Below are 23,943 nucleotides of genomic sequence, written 5' to 3'. Positions count from 1 at the left end.
CGCTTGAGGCTGGCGTGCGATAGTGGGTGTCATGGGGGAACCGGTGTGGTCGCTCGATGACTTTTCCGCTGTCTATCTCGCCCGGCTGAAGTCGGGTGACGCCGTCGGGCTGGGCCAGTTGTATATCGAATCGGCCGTGCTGACGACGACCGGAGGTCCATTCGGCTCGTCGTGGGTGGTCGGTCGAGACCAGATCGTCGCCATGATTGCCGAGGCAATGGCGCAATACACCGTCGACAATCAGACTGAGCCGACCGCGCCGTTCGAATATCACGGCCCGAACCAGGCGGCCCGGAACGGGACCTTCGAATCAACGCTGACCGTGAAAGCGACCGGTGAACGGATGACGATGACGGTCTCCGCGTTCGAGGTGTTCGGCCGAAGTGACGACCAGGGCTGGCAGTACCTGGCCGATCACTCCACCGTCACGTCGATTACCAGTAGCCCACCGGCGGAGGGTTCTGCTTGACGTAGTCCAGCAGTTCGTCCGCGCCCTCAGGGGCGGACGAGAGCCAGTTGCGCTCCTGGTCGGTCAGTGGCCCGAGAATTGACTCAAGAGTCTCGGCAGGATTCTTGGTGAGTTGATCGCGGAATTCCGGATCACTGAGAAACCTCTTCCTGATCAGCTCGTATTTCTCTGTCCGCGATGAATCGTCGGTCATTTCGCCCCCTTGTGACACAGCTCGACACCCCGTCGGGTGAGAGCATAGCGACTGGGAGTTCGACGCGCAGCGGTATCGAGTGGTGGTTTCGATGCCGCGCCGCCTGGGGTCGGCCCACCAACTGTTGCGAGCCGGCCCCGGTCAGGCGATAAGGCCCGTTAGATCACGGACCGATCAAGCGCCGGATGATCGTCGGGAGGTCCTCGAGTGAAGTCGTCAGCGCCAGGGCCTCATCATTTTCACGAGAGGAACGGTCGACCTTTGACCGGTAGAGCGACGCAAGCTCTCCATCAATCATCGGACGCAACGCGACACCCGCCCGCCGTCCGTGAGACAGAGCAAGGGCGAACAGGGCTCGAGCCGTGTCGTCATCGTCACGAGCCGCCGCGAGGGCTGCGTAGCCGATCGTCAGGAACGGGTACTCAACTCGGCTTCCGGACTTCTCAGCGGCGAGCAGCCCGGCGTCGAGATGAGTGCGCGCATCGGCCAACCGCCCCTCGATCACGTCCAATCGAGCAGCTCCGGCCAGGGTCTGTCCGGCACCTGCTCCGAGTTCACGATCCAGCCACAGTGACACCGCTCGGTCGAACCACATTCGAGACTCCGTGAGACGACCGGCGGAGAGCTCCAGGTCGCCCAGCCTCCCGCATGGCGCGGCCGCCAACCAGGAGATTCCGCTCCGCCGGAGCTGATCGATGCATTCCAGATACAGCTCACGAGCCTGGTGCCGGTCGCCGGTCGCGATGGCAACGTCACCACAATTCCCCAGCGTCAGCCACAAGACCTGCCCGTCACCGATTGCCCGGGCAATGGCCAACGACTCAGCGGCCCGCGATCGCGCCAGGTCGATCGACTCTTCGGCGGCGTCCAGCATGGCAGTACGGGACAGCAGCATGGAGTGGACCGGCGGAACCATCGCGGCGCCGGTGGCGAGCGCCTCATCTGCGTGCCGCCGAGCCGAATCGCTGTCGCCGACGCCGTAGTCCAGAAACACCGCCGAGTTGAGCGCTAGCAGACGATTGACCGAGGGCTGTTGCCGGACCGGGCGGCGCAGAAGGGCGTGGAGCCAACCACGACCCTCGACCATTCGATGCGACCACCAGTAGATGACCAGGGCGGCGGCCAAGCCCAGCGCCGGTTCCAGCCCGGCGTCGTCATCGACCCCGAACTGGAGCAGGCGGCGCACATCGGCCAGATCGGGTTCGACGTCGGAAGTGTGGCCGCCGGCCGATGCGGCGGCCACCCGGCCCATCACCACCGCGTCCAGCGCGGCGGGCAGCGGGCCGAGTTGGTCGGCGACGGTCAGTTCCCGGCCCAGTGCGCGCACGACCGGCAGCTGGGTGATCCGGGTCGCCCCGGCAGTATCGGTGGCGCCGGCGGCGAAACCGAGTTCGACCAGCTCGGCCAGAGCCGCGGGCAGCGGCTCGGCGGACTCGGCCGGCCAGACGGCGGCCAGGTCGTCGTAGCGGGCGCCGTTGGGGCGCCCGGACAGCAGCGCCAGCAGGACGAGGCCGTCGGGGGAGAGTTGGTCGAGGCCGAGCTGGAAGCAGGCGCGCATGGACCGGTGCCGGTCGATGGCCCGACGCCGGTCGACCAGGGTGACCAGGGGATCGTCCAGCGCGCGCAGCAGGGTGGCCGGGTCCAGCGACTGCAGTTGGCAGGCGGCCAGTTCCAGGGCCAGCGGGATGCCGCCGATTGCGGCGGCGATCTGTTCGATCACCGGATGGGCCGCGGCCGGCAGGCTGACGCCGCGGCGCTGGGCGGCGGAGAGCAGCAGCGCCGCCGACAGGCTCATCCCGCCGGCGACCGGGTCCAACGGCAGCGGCTGCAGGCGGGTGACCCGCTCGGCCTCCAGCCCCAGCTCCAGGCGCGAGGTGACCAGCCAGGTGACCGACGGGCAGAGACTGGCCAGCCGGCCGATCACGTCGGCGCCGCCGACGATCTGCTCGGCGTTGTCGAGCAGGACGCAGCAGCGATGCCCGGCCAGCCTCTCGGCGATCGCGACGAACGGGTCGTCGTGGCCGGGGGTGCCGATGGTGCCGGCCAGGTGCACGGCCAGCGCATCGGCGGAGACGATGCCGCTCAGATCCAGGAATCCCACGCAGACCGTGCCGGCCTGTCGGGCCGCCTCCACGGCGCACCGCGTCTTGCCCATCCCGCCCGGCCCGACGATGGTGACGACCGGCACGCCGCGGTCGATCTGCCGGACGATGTCGGCGACGGTGTCCTCGCGGTCCACCAATTCGCCGGCCCAGACGGGCATCGGCAGGGCGGCATTGGCTCGTTCGCGATCCGCGCCGGATCCGGACCCCGGGGTCGAACCCGAGGCGGGAGCCGGGGTGACCGTGGCCGGCCGCAGCTCGATGCCGGTGAGCCGGACGTAACACCCCTCGACGTCGTCGTGCACGCCGATCCGGTGCTCGATCTCCATCAACTCGGGTCCGGGGGCGACCCCGACCCGCTCGTCCAGTTCCCGCCGGGCCTCGGCGCTGGCCTCCAGCGCCGCGACCGGGTTGCCGACCAGGTACAACGCCGCGATCAGGTGCAGCCACAGCCGCTCGTTGGTCGGTTCCTGAGCGATCAGCACGCGCAGCGCGCTGATCGTCTGCTCCGTGACCCCGCGCCGGATGTCCGCGGTCGCCCGCTCCAACCGGGCCCCGCTACGCAGCCGCTCCAGCCACTGGCGGAAGGGGCCCAGACCCTCCAGGTCGCAGCCGGCAAACGGCTCGCCGCGCCAGAGCGCCAGCGCCTCGTCCAGCTGCTGGACTCGCAGCGAGTCGTCGGGGCAGGTCCGGGCGGCCGCGACCAGCGACTCGAACCGGAGGGCGTCGACCTGCTCCGGGGCCAGGGCCAGGAGGTACCCGGCCGGCCCGACGTAGGACAGCTCGACCCGGGCGCCGGCCAGTAGGCCGCGGACGCGCTTGACGTACCCCTGCAGCGTCTTGGCGGCCGTGCGGGGCGGGTCCTGCGGCCACAGCAGGTCGATCAGGTTGGACCCGGTGACGGGGGTCCCGGCGTGCAGCGCGAGCATGCCCAGCACGCCGATCTCCATGCGCCGGGTCAGGATCTGCGGTTCGGCGGGCCCCTGGATGCGCACGGGTCCGAGCAGGTCGACGATCGGTCCGGTGGCGGAGTCCGGCTCGCTCATGGCGCCGGCCTGGGTTCGCCGGCCGCGATGGGCGGCCGGCTCGGGCGGCGTCCCACCGGCGTCCCACCCGGGGGGTGTTCTGTGCTCGTGACGGAGGGGGCGGCCGATCGAGCCTTCACGATCGTCGGATGCGTGCGGCAACGTTGTCGGCCGGGCGTTCCGATCGAGGGGTGAACGTGAAGGTCGAGAGGTTGCCACCGCGTCACCGAGTCCCCCAACCGATGAACCGGAGGCAGTCAGTGTTCGACTCTGCAGGAATCCATCCGGTATTGATCGGGACCATCTTCGCACTGAATGCGGAGGTATCGAACGCCGCATTCGAACTTACCGGGGGCCTGATGACCGGCAGTCGGCCGGAGACGGGGTCCGGGTGCGCGAAACCTGGGCCGTCCGGGGACCCGGACGAACGCGACGAAATCCTCTGCTGGTAGTCCGGCGGACGGCATGCCGGGGGGTATGCCGGCCGCCGGAAGGGGGCCCGGTCGGGATCGAGGGGGGCGGTCACATGCACGACGACGACCAGCACAACAGGCACGGCGAGATGCACGACGACGCCGCGGGCGACGTCGACCTCGGGCGGGCGAGGCCGCCCGGGGTGAGCGATGGACGTGACCCCAGGAATTTGAACAGGAGGCCGCATGCCCACGGGTACCGCGCCGGTGGACGGGCCAGCGTGCCTGACGCCGGAGCAGGCGGTGCAGTGGGCCACCACTATGCTGCGGCCGGGGGTCGCGCTGGTGATCGGCATCTCAATTCCGACCGGATCCGCCGCCGCGACCGAGATCGCCGTGCTGGACACCGACGGTCGGGTCCGCGCCCATGACTGGCTCGGCGAGGGGTCGAGCCGGGCGTTGCACACCATGGTGCAGGCGGTCGGATCCAGGCATCTGCTGGCCTACAACGCGGCCAACGTGCGCGACTGGGTGGTCGTCGACGCCCTGCGGGCGGGGGTCCGGGTCGGTCCGCTGGCCGATCCTCGACGGTGGGGCTGCATCATGCGCGCCCGCTCCATGGCGCTGGGCACCCCGGACCGGCTGTACCCGCTGGGCACGACCCGCGGCGCGGTGGCCGCGGCCGGGCAGGCACTGACCCTGGTGCAGGACATCGCCCAGCGTCGCGCCATCGGCGGCTCGGCCGGGACCGACGTCGGGCGCGCCGCCCCGGGGTGACCCGAGGCCGACCGAGCTGGGATGAGTCAGTCAAGTCGAGTCAGTCGATCAGCCAGGTGTCCTTCGAACCGCCGCCCTGGGACGAGTTGACCAGCAGCCCTTCGGAGGTCAGGGCCACCCGGCTCAGCGCGATGTCCGGCACCACCACCGAGCCGTCCCGGCCGACCAGGGCGAACACCCGCAGGTCGACGTGCCGGGGCCGCAGGCCCTCGGCGACCAGGGTGGGATGCGCGGAGAACCGGATGACCTCCTGGGCGATGAACCGGTGCGGCGCCGCCGCCACCTCGGCGACCATGGCCGCCGCCTCGTCCTCGGTCAGGTCGGGGCCGATCATCACGCCGGTACCGCCGGAGCCGTCGACCGGCTTGACCACCAGTTCGGCCAGCCGGCCGCGGACGCCCTCGTACTGCCCCTCGTCGGCCAGCACCCAGGTGCCGACGTCGCCGATGAGCGGCTCTTCGTGCAGGTAGTAGCGAATCATCGGGTGCACGAAGGCATAGATCGCCTTGTCGTCGCCGACCCCGTTGCCCGGTGCGTTGGCCACGGCCAGGGTGCCGGCCCGGCTGGCCGCCACCAGCAGCTCGTCCACCGCCGGATCGGCCGCCTCGCCGGCGATGAGCTCGTCGTCGCCCAGGCGCCGGTACAGCACGTCCACCGGCCAGGGCGACCCGTCCACGGTGGCGATGACGCCGTCCGCGTCGCCGGACAGATCGGCCGGGGTGAGCACGGGGACCCCCATCAGGTCGGCCAGCAGCCGGTGCTCGTACCAGGCCGAGTTGGCCGGCCCGTCCGAGAGCACGGCGACGGCCGGCACCTGGCGGGGACAGCGCGGCGGCGCCGCCTGGCGCAGCGCGTCGAGCAGGTCCGCGCCGACCGTCTCCGGCGAGCGCAACCCGGGCCAGGGATGCAGCACCGGCAGCTCGGCGGCCGCGGTGCGCCGGTTGGCCACCGCGTAACCCAGCCCGGACGGCACCCGCAGGTTGTCCTCGAGCACCACCCACTCGCCGGTCGGCGCGTGCAGCAGATCGAACCCGACCACGGTCGCCCGCGGCCGGCCACCCGGGGCCAGATCGGCCGCATCCGGAAGGAACCCGGGGCAGTTGCGCACGACGGACTCGGGGATGATCCCGTCCCGCACGATCCGCAGCTCGCCGTAGACGTCGTCCAGGAACGCGTTGAGGGCGCGGGCCCGTTGCTGCAGTCCGGCCCGGATGGCGTCCCAGTCGGCCAGGCCGATCACCCGGGGCATCGGATCGAGCGGGAACGGCTGCTCGGTGAGCACCCCGTCGATCTCGGCGATGAACGAGATGCCCTCGCGCACCCGCCGCCGGTCCAGGTCCTTGGTGGTTAGGCGCAGGCCCTCGATGCCGCCGGGCGTCATCGCCTCGAAGATGGCCGTGTACCCGGGCCGGATGGTGGCGTCGGCCTCGATCGCCTCGTCCAGTGGACCCGCCTCATACCCCGCCAGCAGATCACTGCGGGGCGGGGGAGTCGGGCCGTCGGCGGTCACCGGGCCGCCCAGCGCAGGTGCCAGTCGACGATGGCCTCGGTCGAGGCGATCCGACCCTCGCGTCCGACGATGGTGTGTCCTTCCCCTGGTAACAGCATCAGCCTGGTCGGCACCCCGGCATCGGTCAGGGCCGCCGCGGCCTGCACCGACTCGATGACCGGGACGTTCGTATCGCTTTCTCCGTGCACAAACATCGTGGGTACCCGCAGGTCGGCAAAACCAACCAACGGGGACAGATCGGCCAGCAGCTGCGCGTCCGTGATCGGATCGCCGTACTCGGTCACCGAGGCCGCCGCCATCCACGGCTCGGTGTGGCGGAAGAAGGTGCGCAGGTCGGACATGCCGGCGTGGCTGGAACCGGAGGCGAACAGCTCGCCGAAGCGGGTCACGGCGACCATCGCCAGGTAGCCGCCGTAAGACCAGCCGTGCACGCCGATGTGGCCCGGCGCGGCCAGGCCCCGGCCGAGGAGGTAGTCGACCGCGGCCTTGACGTCGGCGAACGAGGACTCGCGCCGGTCCAGGTCGTCCAGGGCGGTGAAGCTGGCGCCGTACCCGGTGGAGCCGCGCACGTTGGGGGCGAAGACGGCGAAGCCGGCCGCGATCAGCGACTGGATCAGGATGGAGAACGCCGGTCGCTCCTCGGCCTCCGGCCCGCCGTGCAGCAGGATCACGGTCGGCCACGGGGGCTCGCCGGCCGGCCGGTACAGCAGGCCGCGCAGCCGCACACCGTCGTCGGCGGCGAAGGTGACCCGCTCGGGCACGCACAGCTCGGCCGCCGGTATCCGGGGCACCGGCAGGCCGGTGATCCGGGAGGCCGCCGGTGGGGCATCGTCCGGGTGGTCGACCAGATCGACGTGATACACGCTGCGCGGGGCGACCGGCTCGGTGAGTTCCAGGATGCCGGAATGACCGTCCGGCAACACCGACCAGCCGGGCATCACCCGCTGCCCGATGTCCACCCGGTGCCCGGCCCCCGTGTGCAGGTCCCGCATCTCGATCGCGCTGTGCCCGGACAGGTTCCACACCAACATCGCTCGAGCGCCCCGGTCCAGCACCGCGTAGGCGTCCAGGTCCGAGTCGTCGCGCTGGGCCAGGATCCGCAGCCGTCCCGGGCGGCCGTCTGGGTCCAGGTCGACGGCGCCCAGGGCGGGGTGCTCGCGCCCGGCGCCGACCCGCAGGTAGACGGTGCCACCATCGGCGGAGAACCGGCCGTCCTCGGCGACATCGGTCCCCTCGACGGGGAAGTCGGCTTCGAGCAGGCGGCGAGGTGGCGTCAACGGCGCGTCGGCGATGGGCGGCACGTCGGCCAGCACCAGGTGCCGGCGGCCCCGCGGCCCCCGTCGGGCCAGCACCCGGGTCGCGTCCGGGGACACCCCGGTCACCAGCAGGAAGCCGCCGGTCGCGACCCGCCGAACCGCGCCGGTCTGCACATCGACGAAACAGACGTCGGCGTCCGGGCTGCGGCCGTCGGCCAGTGAGAACGCGTAGGTGTGCGGCAGGCTGGTCCAGGTCCCGGCAAACGCCGTCTCCAGGTCGGCCAGGCCGGCCAGTGCGCGGTGATCGGTGCCGTCCGGTCGGATCGCGTGCAGCTCGGCCCGGATGAACCCGCGCGGCGAGACCAGGTAGGCCAGCCACTGTCCGTCCGGCGACCAGGCCACCGAGATGACCTCCTGGTCCGGCAGCGAGACCTGCCGGGGGGTGCGGTCGGCGCATTCGCCGGCCGTGTCCAGATGGGCGACCTCCAGCCGGGGCAGCCCGGAACGGTCGGTGACGTAGGCGATCTGCCGGCCGTCCGGGGAGATCGACGGGCACCAGGAGCCGACGACGCCGGCGATGCGATCGATCGCCGTCCGCAGCTGCGGGGTCAGGCCGAGCTGGTCGTGAGTGGGGGCGTGTTCCAGCAACGCTCAGCCGATTCCGTGCCGCTGCAGCCACATCTCGAGCAGGCCCAGCTGCCACAACTGGTTGGAGCCCAACGGTGTCCGCAGCTTGTTCGGGTCGGCCAGCAGCCGGTCCACGTACTCGGGGCGGAACAGCCCGCGCTCCTTGGCCTGCGGGTCGGTCAGCGCGTCCCGCACCCGGCCCAGGTAGGGACCCTCCAGATTGATGATGGCGGGTACCGGGAAGTGCCCCTTCTTGCGGTCGATGATGGCCGCCGGCAACACCTTTCGGGACGCCTGCTTGAGCACGCCCTTGCCGCCGTTGGCCAGCTTGAGGGCGGGTGGGATCGCGGCCGCCAGTTCGGCGAACTCGTGGTCCAGGAACGGGGTCCGGGCCTCCAGTCCCCAGGCCATGGTCATGTTGTCCACCCGCTTGACCGGGTCGTCGACCAGCATCACCTGCGAGTCCAGCCGCAGCACCCGGTCCAGTGCGGTGTCCGCGCCGGGCTGGTCGAGATGGGCGCGCACGAAGTCGCGCGGGGCGTCCTGCTCGATGGTCCAGCGCGGCTGCAGGATCGTGGCCATCGTCGCCTTGTCCCGGTCGAAGAACCGGGCCGAGTAGACCTCCAGGGCACGCTCGGCCGGCACGTCGGCCAACGGCGGGTACCAGTCGTAGCCGGCCAGCAGCTCGTCCGCGCCCTGGCCGGACTGCACCACCGTCAGGTGCTGCGACACCGCCTGGGACAGCAGGTAGAAGGCGATGCAGTCGTGACTGACCATCGGCTCGGTCATCGCCCCGACCGCGCCGTCCAGCCCGTCGAGCACCGTCGAGGACGGCATCATCAACTTGTGGTGATGGGTGTCGAACTCCTTGGCCACGATGTCGGAGAACTCGAACTCGTCCCCCTCGCGGTCGCCGACCCGCTCGAAACCGATCGAGAACGTCTGCAGCCCATGCTGTCCCGCATCGGCCAGCAGGGCGACGATGACGCTGGAATCGATCCCGCCGGACAGCAGCACGCCGACCGGCACGTCGGCCACCATGCGCCGCTGCACGGCGGTCTGCAGCGTGTCCAGAACCAGGTCCTGCCAGTCGTTCTCGGATAGGCCGGCGTACTTGTCCAGGCGCTCGTGCCGGGGTGACCAGTAGTGCCGGTCGGTGCTGGTGCCGTCCGGCTCGACGATGCGCACGGTCGCTGGCGGGAGCTTCCGGACCCCGGTCAGGATCGTGTACGGCGGCGGCACGACGGCGTGGAAGGACATGTAGAAGTTCAGGGCGACCGGGTCGATGGAGGTGTTGATGTCTCCACCGGCCAGCAGCGCGGGCAGCGAGGAGGCGAACCGCAGCCGCTCGGGTGTCTGGGCCAGGTACAGCGGCTTGATGCCGAGCCGGTCGCGGCCCAGGATCAGCCGGCCGGAGCCGCGCTCCAGGACGGCGAAGGCGAACATGCCCATGAAGTGGTCGACGCAGTGCACGCCCCACCGGTGGTAGGCCTTGCCGATGACCTCGGTGTCGGAGGTGGAGAAGAACCGGTAGCCCTCGGCCTGCAGTTCCTTGCGCAGGTCCTGGTAGTTGTAGATGCAGCCGTTGAAGACGGTGACCAGGTTCAACTCGTCGTCGACCATGGGCTGGGCGCCGGCCTCGGTCAGGTCGATGATCTTGAGCCGGCGGTGCGCGAGCGCCACCGGACCCTCGTGCCAGAGCCCGTGACCGTCCGGCCCGCGCGGCTCCAACACGGCGGAGATCCGGGTCAGCCCTTCGAGATCGGGTTGTCCTCCGTCGAACCTGAACTCACCGCTCAGCCCGCACACGATGCCCTCCCGAGACGGATCGACCGCTACACCCGGCCGGTGGGCGGCCTTTCGGCAATCCCGTCGAAGCTACACGCCCTATGTTTCGGGGCCGTGCCGAAGCCGGCCGTTCGGTCAACTGAGTTGACTATTAGGGGAGGTGCCGTCATCCTGAGAAGGTCAACCGGATTGACCAACTGTGAAGGGATCGTCATGCCCGTGCTCACCGCCCCGCCCGGCCCCACCCACGACATCGGCACCGCCCGGTTCACCGCCCTGGCCACGCCCAGCCGCGGGTCGCACGACACCAGCGTGTGGCGGGTGGAGATCGAGCCGGGCACCCCGGCCACGCCGCACCGGCTCACCCGCGAGGAGGTGTTCGTGGTGCTGGCCGGCCGGGCCGCGGTCCGGATCGACGGGCGGCCCGGCTCCGCGGAGGTCGGTGACGCCATCGTGGTGCCGGCCGGAGTGGCCTTCGAGCTGACCGCCACCGGCGACGAGCCCCTGCGGGCCCTGTGCCTGCTGCCGGTCGGCGGTCAGGCCCAGCTCGACGGCGGCGAACCGTTCACCCCGCCCTGGGCCCAGTGACCGGGCCGGTTCCGCTGGCCCGGCTGTTCGCGATCGCCTACCGGACCCTGATCGACGGGCTGCACCGGCGGCTGGTCGAGCGCGGCTGGACCGGCGTGCGGGTCAACTACGGCTTCGTGCTCCTCGCCGCCCGGCGCGGCGGCCTGCGCGGCGCCGACATCGCCGCGCTGCTCGGGGTGAGCAAGCAGGCCGCGTCCAAACTGGTCGACGCGATGTGCGACGACGGCTACGTGGCCCGCGAGCCGGATCCGGGCGACGAGCGGGCCAAGCAGATCGTGCTCACCGATCGCGGGTTGGCGCTGCTGGCCGCGGTCGAGGAGATCTACGCCGAGCTGGAATCCGAGTGGGCCGCGGTGCTCGGCGCCGGAGCGGTCGAGACGCTGCGGGCCGATCTGACCACCGCGCTGGAGCACTCCCACGGCGGGCGGTTGCCGGTCATCACCCCACCGTGACGGCCGCCTGATTTCCTGGCCGGACTCGTTATTGGCGGATTCGGTGCAGAGTGTTGCGGCGGGGTTGTTGGTGGGGGTCGATCCAGGTGGGCGGGATGATCTCGGGGTGGCCGTCGGGGGCCATGCGGATGTGCCAGTGGCCGGTGTGGATGAGGGTGTGGTGGTGTCCGCAGAGCACGGCGCCGTTGCTGGTGCTGGTCGCTCCGCCGTCGGCCCAGTGGTGGATGTGGTGCAGATCGGACCAGCGGGCGGGGCGGTCGCAGCCGGGGAAGACGCAGCCTTGGTCGCGCAGGGTGATGGCGCGGCGGATGGCGGTGGGCCAGGTGCGGGTGGCGCGGCCGATGTCCAGGGGTTCGCCGGCGGCGCCCAGGACGGCGGGGATCAGGGCGGCGTCGCACAGGAGTTGGCGGGCGTGGGCGGGGCTGATGGTGGTGCCGGTGGCGTCCAGGGTGGCGGTGCCCAGGCGGTTGGTGAGGGCGTCGTAGTGCACGGTCATGGTGATGTGGGGGCGTTCGCCGGCGTGGACGGGTCCGGCGCCGGTGGCCAGGTGTTGGTCCAGGACGGTGGTCAGGGCGTGGGCCAGGCGGGTGGGTGCGGGGCGGGGGTCTTTGGTGCCGTCGGTGTGCGGGCGGGGCGCGGCGTGGGGGTCGGTGGCGGCGATGAACGCGGCGATGGTGTGGTCGTCCAGGCGGCCTTTGATGCTGGTCAGGCCGGTGCGCCGATCGCGGGGGCCGAGGGTGAGTTCGGCGCGGTCGGCGGGGTCGGGTGGTTCGAAGTGGCCGTCGGGGTCCAGGGCGTCCAGGAGTCGGTCGGCGACCCGGTTCAGGTGGATCGGGTCCATGTGGGTGGCGTGCTCGACCAGGGTGGTTTCGGCTTGCTCGCGGAGGTCGGCAGGCACGGTGCTGGGCAGGCGGCTCAGGGTGGTGAGCACGATGCTGGTGTGTTCGCGGCCCACGGTGCCGGCGCGCAGGGCGGCGCCGAGTTCGGGGTGTCGGGGTGGGATTTCGCCGCCGCTGATGGCGTCCTGGGGGAGGACGGCTTGGGCGGCGCGGACCCGGCCGCGGGCATCGCCGGGGCTGATGGTCAGGGCGTGCCGCAGCAGTGCGGCGGTGCTGGGTTGGCCGTGGCTCTGGGCGAGGTGGGCCAGGTCGGCTTCGCCGGCCAGGGTGACCTGGATGGCGTAGGTCAGGTGGGCCAGGCGCTCAACGGTGCGGGCAGCGTCCAGCAGGTCCGGGCCGGGCAGTTTCCAGTACTCGGCGGTCAGAAGTTGGGTCAGGCCGGTCTGGACCTGCTCGGCGACGTGGTGCACGTCGTCGAGGGTGGTTACCGCGGTCCCGGCCATGGTCAATCGTACCATACATATGTTCGATACTAAATTCTTAGCTGCAGAAAGACTCTCAGCTTCAAGGGGGGAAGGTCGGAGGGTGAGTCACCGCAGGCGATCAAGCAGGGCCCGTGCCGGATAGTCGTCGAAGGACGGCCAGGCGCGGCGGTAATAACAGTTCCAGTAGCTGATCGCGCGCACGAACGAGGGCGATGAGGCCCTGGTTCTCGCAGGCGAACTCCCGGTACAGAGCGAGCCGATCGTCGCCGACGGCCAGTTCGGCGGCGATCGCCGCGACGATCTCCACCACGTACTCGCCGATGAGGTGGACGACGAACGGGACGACCCAGGGCCGGTCTGCCGGGAGGATGCGCGACGCCGCCCTTTGGCGGACGAAGCCGTCGTGATGCCGGGTCAGCAGGCAGTCCAGGATCAGGAGCTGCCGGGCCGTCAAGACGCTCCGCGTCTCTGGGCCGGGTACGGCGTGGTAGATCCGGTAGGGGATCTCGACGCGCCGACCGGTCACCATCGCGGTGAACGCTCCAGACGGCGCCAGTGTGGTGGGGCCCAGCGAACCCGCTGCTGCCCGAACGTCAGACGCCGGGACGCCGGGAAATGTCTGTGCCCACACCCGGCGAGTATGACCCGGGCCGCCCCGTCAGCCGGCCGTCGCCTCAGGCGGTGACCATGAACGTCCGCTCGTCCAACCCGGTCGCCCCGTCGGGCACGACATCAGCGATGGCGTCGATCTGGACCGCGCCGGTCGCGTCGGTCGCCCGGCACCGGGCGGTGTGCGTGCCCGATGCGGTGGCGTCCCAGTAGTAGACCCACTGCCGCCAGGTGTCGGCGCCGGCATCGCCGGACAGGGTCGCGTCCATCCAGGGGCCGTCGTCGATCTGTACCTGCACCCCGCTGATTCCGCGGTACTGGGCCCAGGCGACCCCGGCGATCGGGACCTTGCCCTTGGACACCGACTCCTGGCTGCGCGGCACGTCGATCCGGGAGGAGGTCTTGATCGGCGCCTTGGCCGACCAGCCGCGGACGGTCCAGTAGGCCGTCGCGTCGGCGAAGGTGGTGACCTCCAGGTCGACCACCCACTTGGTCGCCGAGACGAACCCGTACAGGCCGGGCACCACCATCCGCACCGGGAAACCGTGCTCGACCGGCAGCGGTTCGCCGTTCATCGCGTAGGCCAGCAACGCGTCCCGGTCGTCGGTGAGCACGTCCAGCGGAGTGGTCACGGTGAACCCGTCCACGCTGGTGGAGAAGACGCAGTCGGCGCCGGCCTGCGGGCCGGCCATGGCCAGCACGTCGGCGATTCGCACGCCCTGCCAGTCGGCGTTGCCGATGTACTCGCCCCCGACCGGGTTGGACACGCAGGTCAGCGTGACCATGTGGGTGAGCGAGGGCATCGCCAGCAGATCCGACCAGGACAGGGTGATCTCGCGGTCGACCATCCCGTGCACCCGCAGCTGCCACTGATCGGTGGTCATTCGCGGCACCACGAACGCGGTGTCGATCCGGTAGAAGTCGGTGTTGGGCGTGACGAACGGGCTGATCCCGGGCACGTCGTCGAGCACGTCGGTCGGGGCGGCGGCGGTGCCGGCGGTCGCCGCCGGCAGCGCCACGGCGCTGCGGCTGGCGGCGACCTGCGCGGTGCTGGGGATCCACCGGGCCACCGCACCCACCGCGACCGCGGCCAGGGCGCCGATGCCGGCGAAGCGGAAGAAGTCCCGTCTGGTCGCGGCGGCCGGACCGACCGGAGTGGCCCGCAGCATCGGGTGGTGATCGCCGGTGGTGCCGGTCGGCTGCGCGTCGGCGACGGGTTCGACGGAGGGCTCGGCGGCGGGGGTCGCCGGCGCGAGCTGGCGGCGGAAGGCGGAGACCAGGAAGCCGATGCCGGCGGCCCCGCCGAGCGCCAGCGGCAGCAGGTCCACGACGGTCGCGTCGGGCCGGCTCAGCACCGCCGCCCCGGTCACCACCAGCAGCACCACCGCCAGGCCGACGGCAATCCGCGGCCGGTCCCGGCCGACCAGCCCGATCACGACCCCGACCAGCAGCAGGGTCAGGCCCATGCCGACCATCAGCGCGGTCTTGTCGTTGGACCCGAACGTGCTGATGGCGAACTGCTTGAGCCACTCCGGCGTCAGCCCGATGAAGCTCTGCCCGAGCGCGGACAGCGGGGACGACGCCGGGCTCAACCAGCCGACCAGCTGGCCGAGGGCGGCCAGCAACTCGGCCACGGCCAGCGTCAGCCCCAGCGCGATGACCCCGACCAGCCCGGACTGGGCCAGGCTCGGCCGCCACCCGGAGGGCAGCCGGTCGACCGGATCGGGACGCTCGGCGCCGGGGAGCTCCGCGCCGGGAAATTCATTGGAGACCGCCACCGGTCCATCGTCCGCCTGCTCGCCGGGAAAATCAGGGTTCCGGCGCCAGGCCGTAAGAACCCGTAAGAAATGGGTACCTGCGGGCTACCATCGGCCGGCGCGGCGGGCCGGACCCATCCGGAACGGCCCCGCCGCCGAATATCGGGCGAGACGTGACCACTGCGGCGCGAGGGACTGCCCATGCCTGACTCCGAACCATCCCGGCCCGGCCCATCCGGGCCGCCGTTGTCCGCGCCGCCGTTGACTGCGCTGCCCGATCCGGTGCCCGACGAGTCACCCGAGGAACTGCTGCGGCTGACCGCCCTGGGCCGCGAGGACGCCTTCGAACGGCTCTACGACACCTTCTCGGCCCGCGTCTTCGGGTTGGCCCGGCGGATCGTGCGCGATCCCAGCCACGCGGAGGAGATCGCCCAGGAGGTGTTCCTGGAGATCTGGCGTCGGGCGAGCCGGTTCGATCGGGCCAAGGGGTCGGCGACGTCGTGGATCCTGACCCTGACGCACGCCCGGGCCGTCGATCGTGTGCGCTCGGCCCAGGCGGCCACCGACCGGGAGATCAAGGTCGCCCAGTCTTCCACCGAGCGCGATGTGGACACCGTGGTCGAGGCGGTCGAATCCTCGTTCGAGCGGCGTGCCGTGCAGCGGTGCCTGGGCACGCTCACCGAGCTCCAGCGAGAATCGATCACGCTGGCCTACTTCAGCGGCTACAGCTACCGGGAGGTGGCCGAGCTGCTGACCGCGCCGCTGCCGACCATCAAGACCCGGCTGCGGGACGGCCTCATCCGGCTGCGCGACTGCATGGGGGTGGCGTCATGACCGAGCCCGACCTGCATCTGGACACCGCCGCGTTGGCCCTGGGGGCGTTGCCGCCGGGCGAGCGGCCGGCCGTCGAGGCGCACATCGAGACCTGCGAGTTGTGCCGGGCGGAGCTGGCCGGATTCCAGGAGACCGTCGCCCTGCTGGCCACGGTGTCTGCGGAGATCCCGCCGGCGTCGCTGCGCCGGTCGGTGCTGGCCGCCGTTGCCGTCACCCCGCAGCTGCCGCCGGTGGACCGCCCGGTCCCCGCGTTCCGACCGTCGATCGCCAGCCCTCCGCCGGAGGCGCCCGGACCGGTCGAGACCCCGGACAACGTGCACTACCTGCGGCCCTGGTACCGCCGGCCGGTCACCTGGATCGCCGCGGCCGTGGCTGCCGTGGTGATCGGTGGCGGCCTGGTCGCCGTCGATCAGTTCCGCGGCCAGCAGCAGGTGGCGCAGTCGCCGGAGCAGTGCGTGGCCACGGCGACCGACCGCAGCGAGCTCACTCCGGCCAACGGCCAAGGGGTGGTGACCTATGCCCCGTCCTGCGGGGCGGTGACGGTCGACGTCGCCGGGTTGCCCGCCCTGCCCGACGATCGCACCTACCAGCTCTGGGCTCTGTCGGATCAGGCCGAGGTGGCCCCCCGCTCCCTGGGGCTGCTGCCGCAGGCCGCGGCCGGACAGCCCCAGGTCGTCACCCAGATGACCCGGCCCGGCGAGGTGGCGGTCGCCGTCACGGCCGAGCCGGGTCAGGGATCGGCCAGCCCCACCATGCCGATCGTCTGGATGACCGAACTGGCGTAAGCCCGGCCGACCCGTGGGACGAGCCGAACGAGTGACGACCGATGGACGCCGGTCATGCAACCATCGAGTGGTCACTGTCCGTCTTGTCCATGTCCGTGCTGGAGGCTGAGTCAGGCTTGCCGAGCGAACGATCATCACCGCGTCGCCGACCCGACGGCACCACCGGTCGGGCGGCCCGCTCCGTGCCCAGGTCACGGGCGGGCGGTGGCTGATGGGACCGGAGGAGGAGGCGCAGTTTTCCGTGTACGTCACGGCGAGACGGGACCGGGTGCGCCGCACCGCCTATCTGTTGTGTGGTGACTGGCACCGGGCCGACGACCTGACCCAGATCGCGTTCGTCAAGCTCTACGGGGCGTGGTCGGGGATCCGTGACTACGGCGCCCTGGACGGGTTCGTGCGCCGCTGCCTGATGCGGGCGGCAGTCGACGAGTCGCGCCGGCCCTGGCGCCGGGAACACACGGTCGACGATCTGCCGGACACCCCCGCGCCCACCCTGGACCTGGCCTCGGTGGTGGCCGACCGGCAGCTGGTGCGCACGGCCCTGGACGAGGTGCCGCCCGGCCAGCGGGCGATGCTGGTGCTGCGGTTCTTCGACGGCCTGGACGTGGCGGCCACCGCGGCCGCAATGGAGTGTTCGGAGGGCAACGTGAAGTCGCAGACCGCCAGGGGACTGGCGGCCATGAAGCAGGCCCTCATCCGGCAGGGTGCCGTGAGCGCGGAGGGAGGACGGCCGTGACCGATCCGAGCACCGGCCCCACCCCGGATCACGGTGACCAGGACGCCGCCGAGGCCGCGGCGCTGGGCCGCCTGTTCAGCGACCTGGCCGACGATCCGGACGCCCCGGCCTCCCCGGTGTCCGCGTTGTCGGTGATCGCCGCAGCCAAATCCGGGGGTGCGGCCACGACCGGGGCCGCCGCGGCGACGGTCACCGCGCCCGTCGCGCGGGCCGCCGAGGTCGCCTCGACCGACCGTCCGGCCGCGCCGGACCAGGCCAGCGTGGGTGAGCTGCATGTCCTGAGCGCTCAGCGGGACGCCGAGCAGCGGTCGCGGCGCCGCCGGACCACCATCCTGATCGGACTGGCGGCCGCGTGTGTGGTCGCGATCGCGGCGGTGGTCATCCCGATCACCCTGTCCTCCTCCGGTGGCATCACCACCTCGGCCGGCAGCGCCGCCGACACGGTCGCCGGCCGCGCCTCGTCCGCCGCCGCGGCCGCCCCGTCGGGCGAGTCCGCCGAGGGTGAGTCGGACGCCGGCGGGCAGGCGCAGGGCCAGGCCGACGCCGGCTCGTCGGCGACGATCGACCCGGCCAACCCGGATGCCAACCGCCCGGCGCCGGGGGAGAACGCGCTGACCCAGACGGTGCCGGTGCCCGGGGGAGCGGTGCCCACCGGTGCCGTGCCCACCGAGGCGACGGCCGGCGGCGCGGCCACGAGTTGCTGGCCCGCCCTGTCCGACGCCTCCGCGGCCGCCCTGGTCGGGTCGTTGCCCGCCGGTGCGTTCGGTGCACCCGGGCTGCTCGGCCTGGGCTGCCCCACCGACCCGGTGGCCGGCGCCGAACTGGCCGGCACCGCGCCCGACACCCAGCTGGTGGTCCAGGCGATCCGAGCCGAGCCGGGTGCCTGCGCGCAGTCGGCCAGCGAGACCGGCGCGAAGTGCGTCGCCCGCGGCGGGGACCAGTACGTGTCCAACGACGGCGGCAACCTGTCGGTCTACGCCTACGGCAACGGGTACGAGGTCGAGGTCGGCGGGCGTCCGGCCACCGGCATCGCGCCCATCCCGTCGGGGCTGACCGCGGATCAGCTGGCCACGGCGGCCGCCGCGGTCCTGTCGACGCTGGGCTGACGCACGCCGGGCTGACGCACGCCGGGCTGGCCCGCCCCCGAGCCCGCCCCCTCGGGCGCGCCGACTTGCCACCAACGCACCGCTGGACGGCCGCCAGCGGTGTGTCTTCGGCAAGTCGGCGGCGTCCTGGGGCGGGCGGGCGGGCGGGCGGGCATGGGGGCAGGCGGGCGGGCAGACGGACAAGCGGGCCGGCGGGGCAGGGGCTCAGGCCCGGCCGGGCACCAGCCACAGGGTGAACCGGGTGATCGGCAGGAAGCCGAGCCGGATGAAGCCGGGGCGGCTGTCGTCGCTGGTGAAGGCAACTGCGGGCAGGTCGGGGGCGTCGTCGACCCGGGCCCAGACCAGCGCCCGCCAGGCGCCGCGGCGCCGGGCGGCGGGCAGGGTGGCGGCCAGGCAGAGGTTCTGCACGTCGTGCCCGACGTGGCCGGAGGCGACCCCGGCCGGTTGCCCGTCCACCCGCGCGATCCGGACCTGGATCGGCCCGTCCAGCAGCGCCGAGCCGAACAGTGCGTGCGGCGGCAGCCCGGCCGCCTCCGGCAGCGGGTACCCCTCGATCGCGATCCGCTCGGCCAGCGCCAGCTCGTCCGGGGTGCGGGCGAGCGTGATGTCGGTCCCGGCGGCGTCCGGTTCCGGGTGCGGTCCGGGGGCCCGCACGACGAACATCGGGTGGCCGATCAGCTGCCAGCCACGCTCGGCCAGGTCGGGTGTCGGCCAGGCCGACAGCACCATGGCCGGCGGCGCGTCCGCGAAGAACCGGTCGATCTCGATCAGCAGCGGGTCGTCGGCGGTCAGCACGGGCCGGAACAGCACGGCCTGGTTCGTGTAGACCACCGGGCCGCCGGTGTCGGCCAGGGCGAGCCCGGGCACCCGCAGATGCCGGCCGCCGACCGCGCCGGCGAGCAGGTCACCGACGTCGGCCTGGTTGTGCAGGAAGGACCGCAGGATCGAATCGGCGACGGGCGCATCGTCGCGCCAGCCGGTTTCCAGCGCCATGCGACGACTCCTCTGTCGGTGTTCCGTGGCCGGGTGCTTGGCCGGTCCAGCCTGCGCATCGGGTCCGCCGACGTCAAGCCGTCCGATGTCGTGCGCGAGGGCAGCGGCCGTGAGAGCGTGACGGACTATGGGCGCTGCGATCCTGGTGACCGGGGGCACCGGCACGCTGGGCCGGGCCGTGGTCCGGGAACTGCTCGAAAGAGACCGTCGGCCAGTAATTCTCAGCCGGCGCGAGCGGTGCTCGGACGACCCGGCCGGTGTGCGTTGGGTGACCGGCGACCTGGTCACCGGCGAGCGGGTGGCGGACGCGGTGGCCGACGTCGAGGCGATCGTCCACTGCGCCACCGACTACCGGCACCCCCGCAACGACGTACACGCCACCCGCCGGCTGATGGACACCGCCTTGCTGGGTGGATCGCCGCACCTGATCTACGTCTCGATCGTCGGCGTGGACCGCATCCCGTTGAAGATGTACCGCTACAAGCGGGGCATCGAGGACCTCGTGCTGGCCGGTCGGCTGCCGGCCACCGTGCAGCGGATCACCCAGTTCCACGACCTGGTGCTGACCATCCTGCGCACGGCCGGTCGGCTGCCGGTGCTGCCGTCGCCGTCCGGCGTGCAGTTCCAGTCCATCGACACCGCCGACGCCGCCCGCTGCCTGGTCGACCTGGTGCAGGCGGGGCCGGCCGAGGGGTCCGGCGGGCGCGCCCCGGACATCGGCGGCCCGCTGGTCCAGACGGTCGACGACCTGGCCCAGCAGTACCTGGCCGCGGCCGGCAAGAAGCGCCGGATCGTGGACATCCCGGTGCCGGGCAAGAAGGTCAAGGCCTTCCGGGCCGGCTGGAACCTGACGCCCGACCAGGACATCGGGACGGTGACGTTCGAGGAGTTCCTGGCCCGGGCCATCCGCCGGTCCCGCTGACCGCGGCGGCACCGGATCAGCCGCCCAGCAGCAGCACCACCGCGAAGCCGATGATCAGGGCGCCGGAGATCAGCGCGGTAACCAGCCGGCCGGTCCGGCCGGTCAGGGCGCGACCCAGCGCCACCCCGCCGGCCACCAGCACCAGCTGCCAACTCGCCGACGCGCAGAACGCGCCGAGGACGAACACCAGCCCGGTCACCCAGGACGTGCCCAGATCGGCCGCCGTGCTGCCCAGCACCAGGGCGGCGAAGTACAGCACCGTCACCGGGTTGAGCAGGGTGATGCCCAGCAGCGAGAGGTAGGCCCGGCCCGGCCGATTCGTCGTCCCGACGGCCGGCAGGTCGGTGCCGGACCGATGATCGCGCAGGCCGGTCCAGATGATCCGGACGCCCAGCCCGATCAGCACGAGCACCGACAGCCAATGCAGCGGCGTGGCGATCGCGGCGATCGGTGCGGCCAGGGCGACCCCGCCGACGACGGCCACCAGCGCGTAGATTCCGTCCGCGCTGGCCACCCCGAGCGCGGCCGCCGCCCCGACCCGGGCGTTCGTCCGCGCCGTCAGCGCCACCAGATACGCGGCCACGGCGCCCACGGGCACGGCGATGCCCCAGCCGGCCAGCAGGCCGGCGACCAGTGCCTCGCTCACGACCGTCGGGCTCCCGCACCGAACCGGCCCGGCTGCTGCGTCCGGGCCGCAGGCGTCGCGGGACGGGTGGCCGGCAGGCTCGGACGGGTCATGCCGCGATCATCGCGCAGGGCCGCCGCGGCCGACAATCGCCTTTCCGGCCGCCCGGGGCCAGGCGCCTCGGTGAGCGCGGCCGCGGGCCCGGTGGACGGACCCGGGGGGATCGGCTGGGAGAATCGACGGGTGAGTGAGACCGCAGTGGAGAACGTGCTGGCCCAGCGATACGCGTCGCCGGAGATGGTGGCCATCTGGTCACCCGAGAACAAGATCGTGGCCGAGCGCCGCTTCTGGATCTCGGTGCTGCGGGCCCAGCGGGCCGCCGGCCTGGATCTGCCCGACGAGGTGCTCAGCGACTACGAGCGGGTCGTCGAGGACGTCGACCTGGCCTCCATCGCCGCCCGGGAACGGATCACCCGGCACGACGTCAAGGCCCGCATCGAGGAGTTCAACGCGCTGGCCGGCCACGAGCAGGTGCACAAGGGGCTGACCAGCCGGGACCTGACCGAGAACGTGGAGCAGGAGCAGATCGTCCGCTCGCTGACCCTGCTGCGCGACCGGACCGTCGCGGTGCTCGACCGGCTGGGCCGGCGGGCCGTCGAGTTCACCGACCTGGTGATGGCCGGCCGCTCGCACAACGTCCCGGCCCAGGCGACCACCCTGGGCAAGCGATTCGCCTCGGCCGCCCAGGAGGTGCTGCTGGCCTACGAGCGGGTCGACGAGCTGCTGGCCCGATACCCGTTGCGCGGCATCAAGGGCCCAGTCGGCACCGCCCAGGACATGCTCGACCTGCTCGGTGAACCCGAGGACGTCGATCTGCTCGAATCCAAGGTGGTGGGCCGGATCTCGCCGTCGGGGCGGTCGCTGATCAGTGTCGGCCAGGTGTATCCGCGGTCGCTGGACTACGAGGTCGTCTCGGCCCTGGTACAGCTGGCCGCCGGGCCCGCGTCGCTGGCCACCACCATCCGGCTGATGGCCGGCGCCGAGCTGGCCACCGAGGGCTTCCGCCCCGGGCAGGTCGGCTCGTCGGCGATGCCGCACAAGATGAATGCCCGCTCCTGTGAACGGGTCTGCGGGCTGGCGGTGATCCTGCGCGGCTACGCCTCGATGACCGGTGAACTGTCCGGCGCGCAGTGGAACGAGGGCGACGTGTTCTGCTCGGTCGTGCGCCGGGTCGCCCTGCCGGACGCGTTCTACGCGATCGACGGGCTGATCGAGACGTTCCTGACGATCCTGGAGGACTTCGGGGCGTACCCGGCCGTCATCGACCGGGAGCTGGAGCGGTACCTGCCGTTCCTGGCCACGACCAAGGTGCTGATGGCCGCGGTCCGGGCCGGGGTCGGCCGGGAGACCGCGCACGAGGCGATCAAGGAGCATGCCGTCGCGGTGGCGCTGGCCATGCGCGAGCAGGGGCAGGTGGACAACGACCTGCTGGACCGGCTGGCCGCCGACCCGCGGCTGCCGCTGGGCCGGCCCGAGCTCGATGAGCTGCTGGCCGACCGGCTTTCGTTCACCGGCCTGGCCGAACGGCAGACCGCGGCCGTGGTCCGCCGGATCGCCGAGCTGCGCGGGGAACATCCCGCCGCCGCCGGTTACCGGCCCGGCGACATCCTCTAGCTCAACCGGATCCGCGCACAATGGGGGGATGACCGGCGCGCAGGCGGAGCCCGGCCGGGCCGGCGGTCCCGGGGTGGATCAACAGCGTCACGAGACGCCGCTGCAACGGCTGGACCGCAACTGGGTCGACCTGCTGCAGGAACTGCGGGTCGTGCAGACCGGTGTCCAGATCCTCACCGGATTCCTGGTCGTGCTGCCGTTCCAGTCCCGGTTCGAGGATCTGACCTCGTTCCAGACGGGGATCTACCTGGTCACCCTGTGCCTGGCGGTGCTGGCCATGGGGTTCCTGATCGCGCCGGTCAGCCTGCACCGCTTGCTGTTTCGCCGGCATGCTCGCCGGGTCACGGTGGACGTGGCGCACCGGCTGGCCGAGATCGGGTTGGTGCTGCTCGCCCTGGCCATCGTCGGTGTGGTGCTGCTGATCTTCGACGTGGTGGTCGGCCGGACCGCGGCGGGCATCGCCGCGGGTGCGGCCGCCCTGGTGCTGCTGGCGCTGTGGGTGGTGCTGCCGTTGATCATCCGGGAACGGCAGTCCGACCCCGAGCACGCCGAAGGGGCGGCCGGCTGATGCCGTCCGCCCCTTCGGGTCCGGGGTTCACCCCGGGGTGGTGATGCTCGACCGACCGCTGCTTACTTGAGCAGGTCCTTGGTCTGCGCCACGGAGGCGTCGACCAGCTCGGTGATGGCGGCGGCGTTCTTCTTGGTCAGGTCGCTGACCGCGTCGTTCTTGAAGGAGTCGACGAAATCGACGGTCAGCTCCAGGTAGCGCTTGACGGCCTCCTGGTAGGTGTCGACGGAGATGACGACGACCTTCTTGACCTCGGCGGCGAACGCCTCGGCGTACTCCTTGGCCTTGGCCTCGGCCTTCTTGTACTCCTCGGTCAGGTTCTCGGAGAGCTCCTGAGCCTTGGCCTCGGCCTTCTTGACCTCGGCGGCGAACTGCTCGGTCAGCTCCTGGCCCTTGGCCTCGGCCTTCTTCACCTCTTCGGCGAAGGCGGCGGTCAGCTCCTGGGTCTTCTCCTCGGCCGACTTGACGACCGGCGCGAAGGCGTCGGTGGTCTTGGTGACCAGGTCGTTGGCAACGGCGGTCGCCTTCGACACGGTGGAGGAAATGGTCTCGGTGACCTGGGCGACAGCGTTTTCGGCCTTCTCGGCCCCGCTCTGCGCGGCCTTGGTGGCGGTAGCCATTGGGGCACTCCTTCAGTGAAGTTTTGCGGCACCGGCCAGCCCGGCGCCTGTTAGCAACGTTAGCTGATTTCTAGCTAACTGGCTAACGCTGAAGCTGTGAGCCGGGCCACCGAAAGACATAGGACCACCAGAACGGACATACCCGGGATCACTGGATGGAAATCGTGAGGCGCGCAACAGTGGAATCGCT

The 23,943-nt window shown here is 71.7% G+C and carries 22 protein-coding genes; 11 read left to right on the top strand and 11 right to left on the bottom strand.

The annotated features are described in order from the left end of the window. Nucleotides 1-31 precede the first annotated feature (31 nt). The gene (locus NAMU_RS25310; protein ID WP_015750184.1) at nucleotides 32-469 is read left to right on the top strand and encodes a YybH family protein; all 438 of its coding nucleotides are present in this window, start codon (nucleotides 32-34) and stop codon (nucleotides 467-469) included. Here the strand turns inward: NAMU_RS25310 and NAMU_RS29640 are convergent. Both NAMU_RS29640 and NAMU_RS25305 read right to left on the bottom strand, forming a co-directional pair. Then, nucleotides 435-662, bottom strand: coding sequence for a hypothetical protein (locus NAMU_RS29640; protein WP_015750183.1), 228 nt, complete (start codon nucleotides 660-662; stop codon nucleotides 435-437). The genes NAMU_RS25310 and NAMU_RS29640 overlap by 35 nt on opposite strands. A gap of 163 nt (nucleotides 663-825) precedes the next feature. Beyond that, nucleotides 826-3,810 carry an AfsR/SARP family transcriptional regulator gene (locus NAMU_RS25305; protein WP_015750182.1) on the bottom strand — a complete coding sequence of 995 codons (2,985 nt, stop codon included), beginning with the start codon at nucleotides 3,808-3,810 and terminating at the stop codon, nucleotides 826-828. Between the two features lie 638 nt (nucleotides 3,811-4,448). Here NAMU_RS25305 and NAMU_RS25300 point away from each other — a divergent pair. Next, nucleotides 4,449-4,979, top strand: coding sequence for a hypothetical protein (locus tag NAMU_RS25300; protein ID WP_015750180.1), 531 nt, complete (start codon nucleotides 4,449-4,451; stop codon nucleotides 4,977-4,979). 40 nt (nucleotides 4,980-5,019) lie between these two features. On the opposite strand, the gene NAMU_RS25295 is transcribed toward NAMU_RS25300, so the two are convergent. Genes NAMU_RS25295 through NAMU_RS25285 form a run of 3 tightly spaced genes read right to left on the bottom strand, consistent with a single transcriptional unit; the run spans nucleotide 5,020 to nucleotide 10,181 of the window. Further along, the gene (locus NAMU_RS25295; RefSeq protein WP_015750179.1) at nucleotides 5,020-6,489 is read right to left on the bottom strand and encodes a circularly permuted type 2 ATP-grasp protein; all 1,470 of its coding nucleotides are present in this window, start codon (nucleotides 6,487-6,489) and stop codon (nucleotides 5,020-5,022) included. Further along, nucleotides 6,486-8,393: a S9 family peptidase gene (locus NAMU_RS25290; protein ID WP_015750178.1), complete on the bottom strand. Its 1,908-nt coding sequence runs from the start codon at nucleotides 8,391-8,393 to the stop codon at nucleotides 6,486-6,488. Before NAMU_RS25290 ends, NAMU_RS25295 begins: the two co-directional genes overlap by 4 nt. Before the next feature lie 3 nt (nucleotides 8,394-8,396). Next, nucleotides 8,397-10,181, bottom strand: a complete 1,785-nt coding sequence (locus NAMU_RS25285) for an N-acetylglutaminylglutamine amidotransferase (RefSeq protein WP_015750177.1) — start codon at nucleotides 10,179-10,181, stop codon at nucleotides 8,397-8,399. Between the two features lie 192 nt (nucleotides 10,182-10,373). On the opposite strand from NAMU_RS25285, the gene NAMU_RS25280 reads away from it, so the two are divergent. Together NAMU_RS25280 and NAMU_RS25275 are read left to right on the top strand one after the other, a co-directional pair. After that, nucleotides 10,374-10,748 carry a cupin domain-containing protein gene (locus NAMU_RS25280; protein WP_015750176.1) on the top strand — a complete coding sequence of 125 codons (375 nt, stop codon included), beginning with the start codon at nucleotides 10,374-10,376 and terminating at the stop codon, nucleotides 10,746-10,748. Beyond that, nucleotides 10,745-11,200: a MarR family winged helix-turn-helix transcriptional regulator gene (locus NAMU_RS25275; protein WP_015750175.1), complete on the top strand. Its 456-nt coding sequence runs from the start codon at nucleotides 10,745-10,747 to the stop codon at nucleotides 11,198-11,200. Before NAMU_RS25280 ends, NAMU_RS25275 begins: the two co-directional genes overlap by 4 nt. Nucleotides 11,201-11,228: 28 nt before the next feature. On the opposite strand, the gene NAMU_RS25270 is transcribed toward NAMU_RS25275, so the two are convergent. The 3 genes from NAMU_RS25270 to NAMU_RS25260 all read right to left on the bottom strand — a co-directional run bounded on the left by NAMU_RS25270 (nucleotide 11,229) and on the right by NAMU_RS25260 (nucleotide 14,911). Then, entirely contained in the window at nucleotides 11,229-12,542 is a 1,314-nt protein-coding gene (locus NAMU_RS25270; protein WP_052308080.1) for an HNH endonuclease signature motif containing protein, read from the bottom strand. A gap of 100 nt (nucleotides 12,543-12,642) precedes the next feature. Then, a complete protein-coding gene (locus NAMU_RS27905) occupies nucleotides 12,643-13,053 on the bottom strand; it encodes a hypothetical protein (protein WP_052308079.1) in 411 nt (136 codons plus the stop codon). 145 nt (nucleotides 13,054-13,198) lie between these two features. Beyond that, complete coding sequence (locus NAMU_RS25260) at nucleotides 13,199-14,911, bottom strand: molybdopterin-dependent oxidoreductase (protein WP_015750173.1); 1,713 nt, start codon at nucleotides 14,909-14,911, stop codon at nucleotides 13,199-13,201. A gap of 180 nt (nucleotides 14,912-15,091) precedes the next feature. Here NAMU_RS25260 and sigK point away from each other — a divergent pair, with 180 nt between their 5' ends. The 4 genes from sigK (at nucleotide 15,092) to NAMU_RS25240 (ending at nucleotide 18,351) form a co-directional block, all read left to right on the top strand. Beyond that, a complete protein-coding gene (gene sigK / locus NAMU_RS25255) occupies nucleotides 15,092-15,724 on the top strand; it encodes an ECF RNA polymerase sigma factor SigK (protein WP_015750172.1) in 633 nt (210 codons plus the stop codon). Further along, on the top strand, nucleotides 15,721-16,509 hold the full coding sequence (locus NAMU_RS25250; protein WP_015750171.1) for an anti-sigma factor: 789 nt from the start codon (nucleotides 15,721-15,723) through the stop codon (nucleotides 16,507-16,509). Before sigK ends, NAMU_RS25250 begins: the two co-directional genes overlap by 4 nt. Nucleotides 16,510-16,720: 211 nt before the next feature. After that, a complete protein-coding gene (locus NAMU_RS25245; RefSeq protein ID WP_015750170.1) occupies nucleotides 16,721-17,245 on the top strand; it encodes a SigE family RNA polymerase sigma factor in 525 nt (174 codons plus the stop codon). Beyond that, nucleotides 17,242-18,351: a hypothetical protein gene (locus NAMU_RS25240; RefSeq protein ID WP_015750169.1), complete on the top strand. Its 1,110-nt coding sequence runs from the start codon at nucleotides 17,242-17,244 to the stop codon at nucleotides 18,349-18,351. The genes NAMU_RS25245 and NAMU_RS25240 overlap by 4 nt, the downstream gene beginning before the upstream one ends. A 204-nt stretch (nucleotides 18,352-18,555) precedes the next feature. Here the strand turns inward: NAMU_RS25240 and NAMU_RS25235 are convergent, their stop codons facing one another. Then, nucleotides 18,556-19,344 carry a hypothetical protein gene (locus NAMU_RS25235; RefSeq protein ID WP_015750168.1) on the bottom strand — a complete coding sequence of 263 codons (789 nt, stop codon included), beginning with the start codon at nucleotides 19,342-19,344 and terminating at the stop codon, nucleotides 18,556-18,558. Nucleotides 19,345-19,471: 127 nt separating this feature from the next. Between NAMU_RS25235 and NAMU_RS25230 the strand changes: the two genes are divergently transcribed. Further along, entirely contained in the window at nucleotides 19,472-20,266 is a 795-nt protein-coding gene (locus NAMU_RS25230; protein WP_015750167.1) for an SDR family oxidoreductase, read from the top strand. A 16-nt stretch (nucleotides 20,267-20,282) separates the two neighbouring features. Here NAMU_RS25230 and NAMU_RS25225 read toward each other — a convergent pair whose 3' ends face one another. Beyond that, entirely contained in the window at nucleotides 20,283-20,912 is a 630-nt protein-coding gene (locus tag NAMU_RS25225) for a LysE/ArgO family amino acid transporter (RefSeq protein WP_015750166.1), read from the bottom strand. A gap of 276 nt (nucleotides 20,913-21,188) precedes the next feature. Between NAMU_RS25225 and purB the strand changes: the two genes are divergently transcribed. After that, entirely contained in the window at nucleotides 21,189-22,565 is a 1,377-nt protein-coding gene (gene purB / locus NAMU_RS25220) for an adenylosuccinate lyase (RefSeq protein WP_052308250.1), read from the top strand. Nucleotides 22,566-22,593: 28 nt separating this feature from the next. Then, a complete protein-coding gene (locus tag NAMU_RS25215) occupies nucleotides 22,594-23,133 on the top strand; it encodes a DUF6328 family protein (RefSeq protein ID WP_015750164.1) in 540 nt (179 codons plus the stop codon). Nucleotides 23,134-23,195: 62 nt separating this feature from the next. On the opposite strand, the gene NAMU_RS25210 is transcribed toward NAMU_RS25215, so the two are convergent. Next, complete coding sequence (locus NAMU_RS25210) at nucleotides 23,196-23,753, bottom strand: hypothetical protein (RefSeq protein ID WP_015750163.1); 558 nt, start codon at nucleotides 23,751-23,753, stop codon at nucleotides 23,196-23,198. Between the last annotated feature and the right edge of the window lie 190 nt (nucleotides 23,754-23,943).

The sequence above is a fragment of the Nakamurella multipartita DSM 44233 genome (genome assembly GCF_000024365.1).
Taxonomy (GTDB): Bacteria; Actinomycetota; Actinomycetes; order Mycobacteriales; family Nakamurellaceae; genus Nakamurella; species Nakamurella multipartita.
This window is presented reverse-complemented; position numbering and strand designations above follow the sequence as displayed.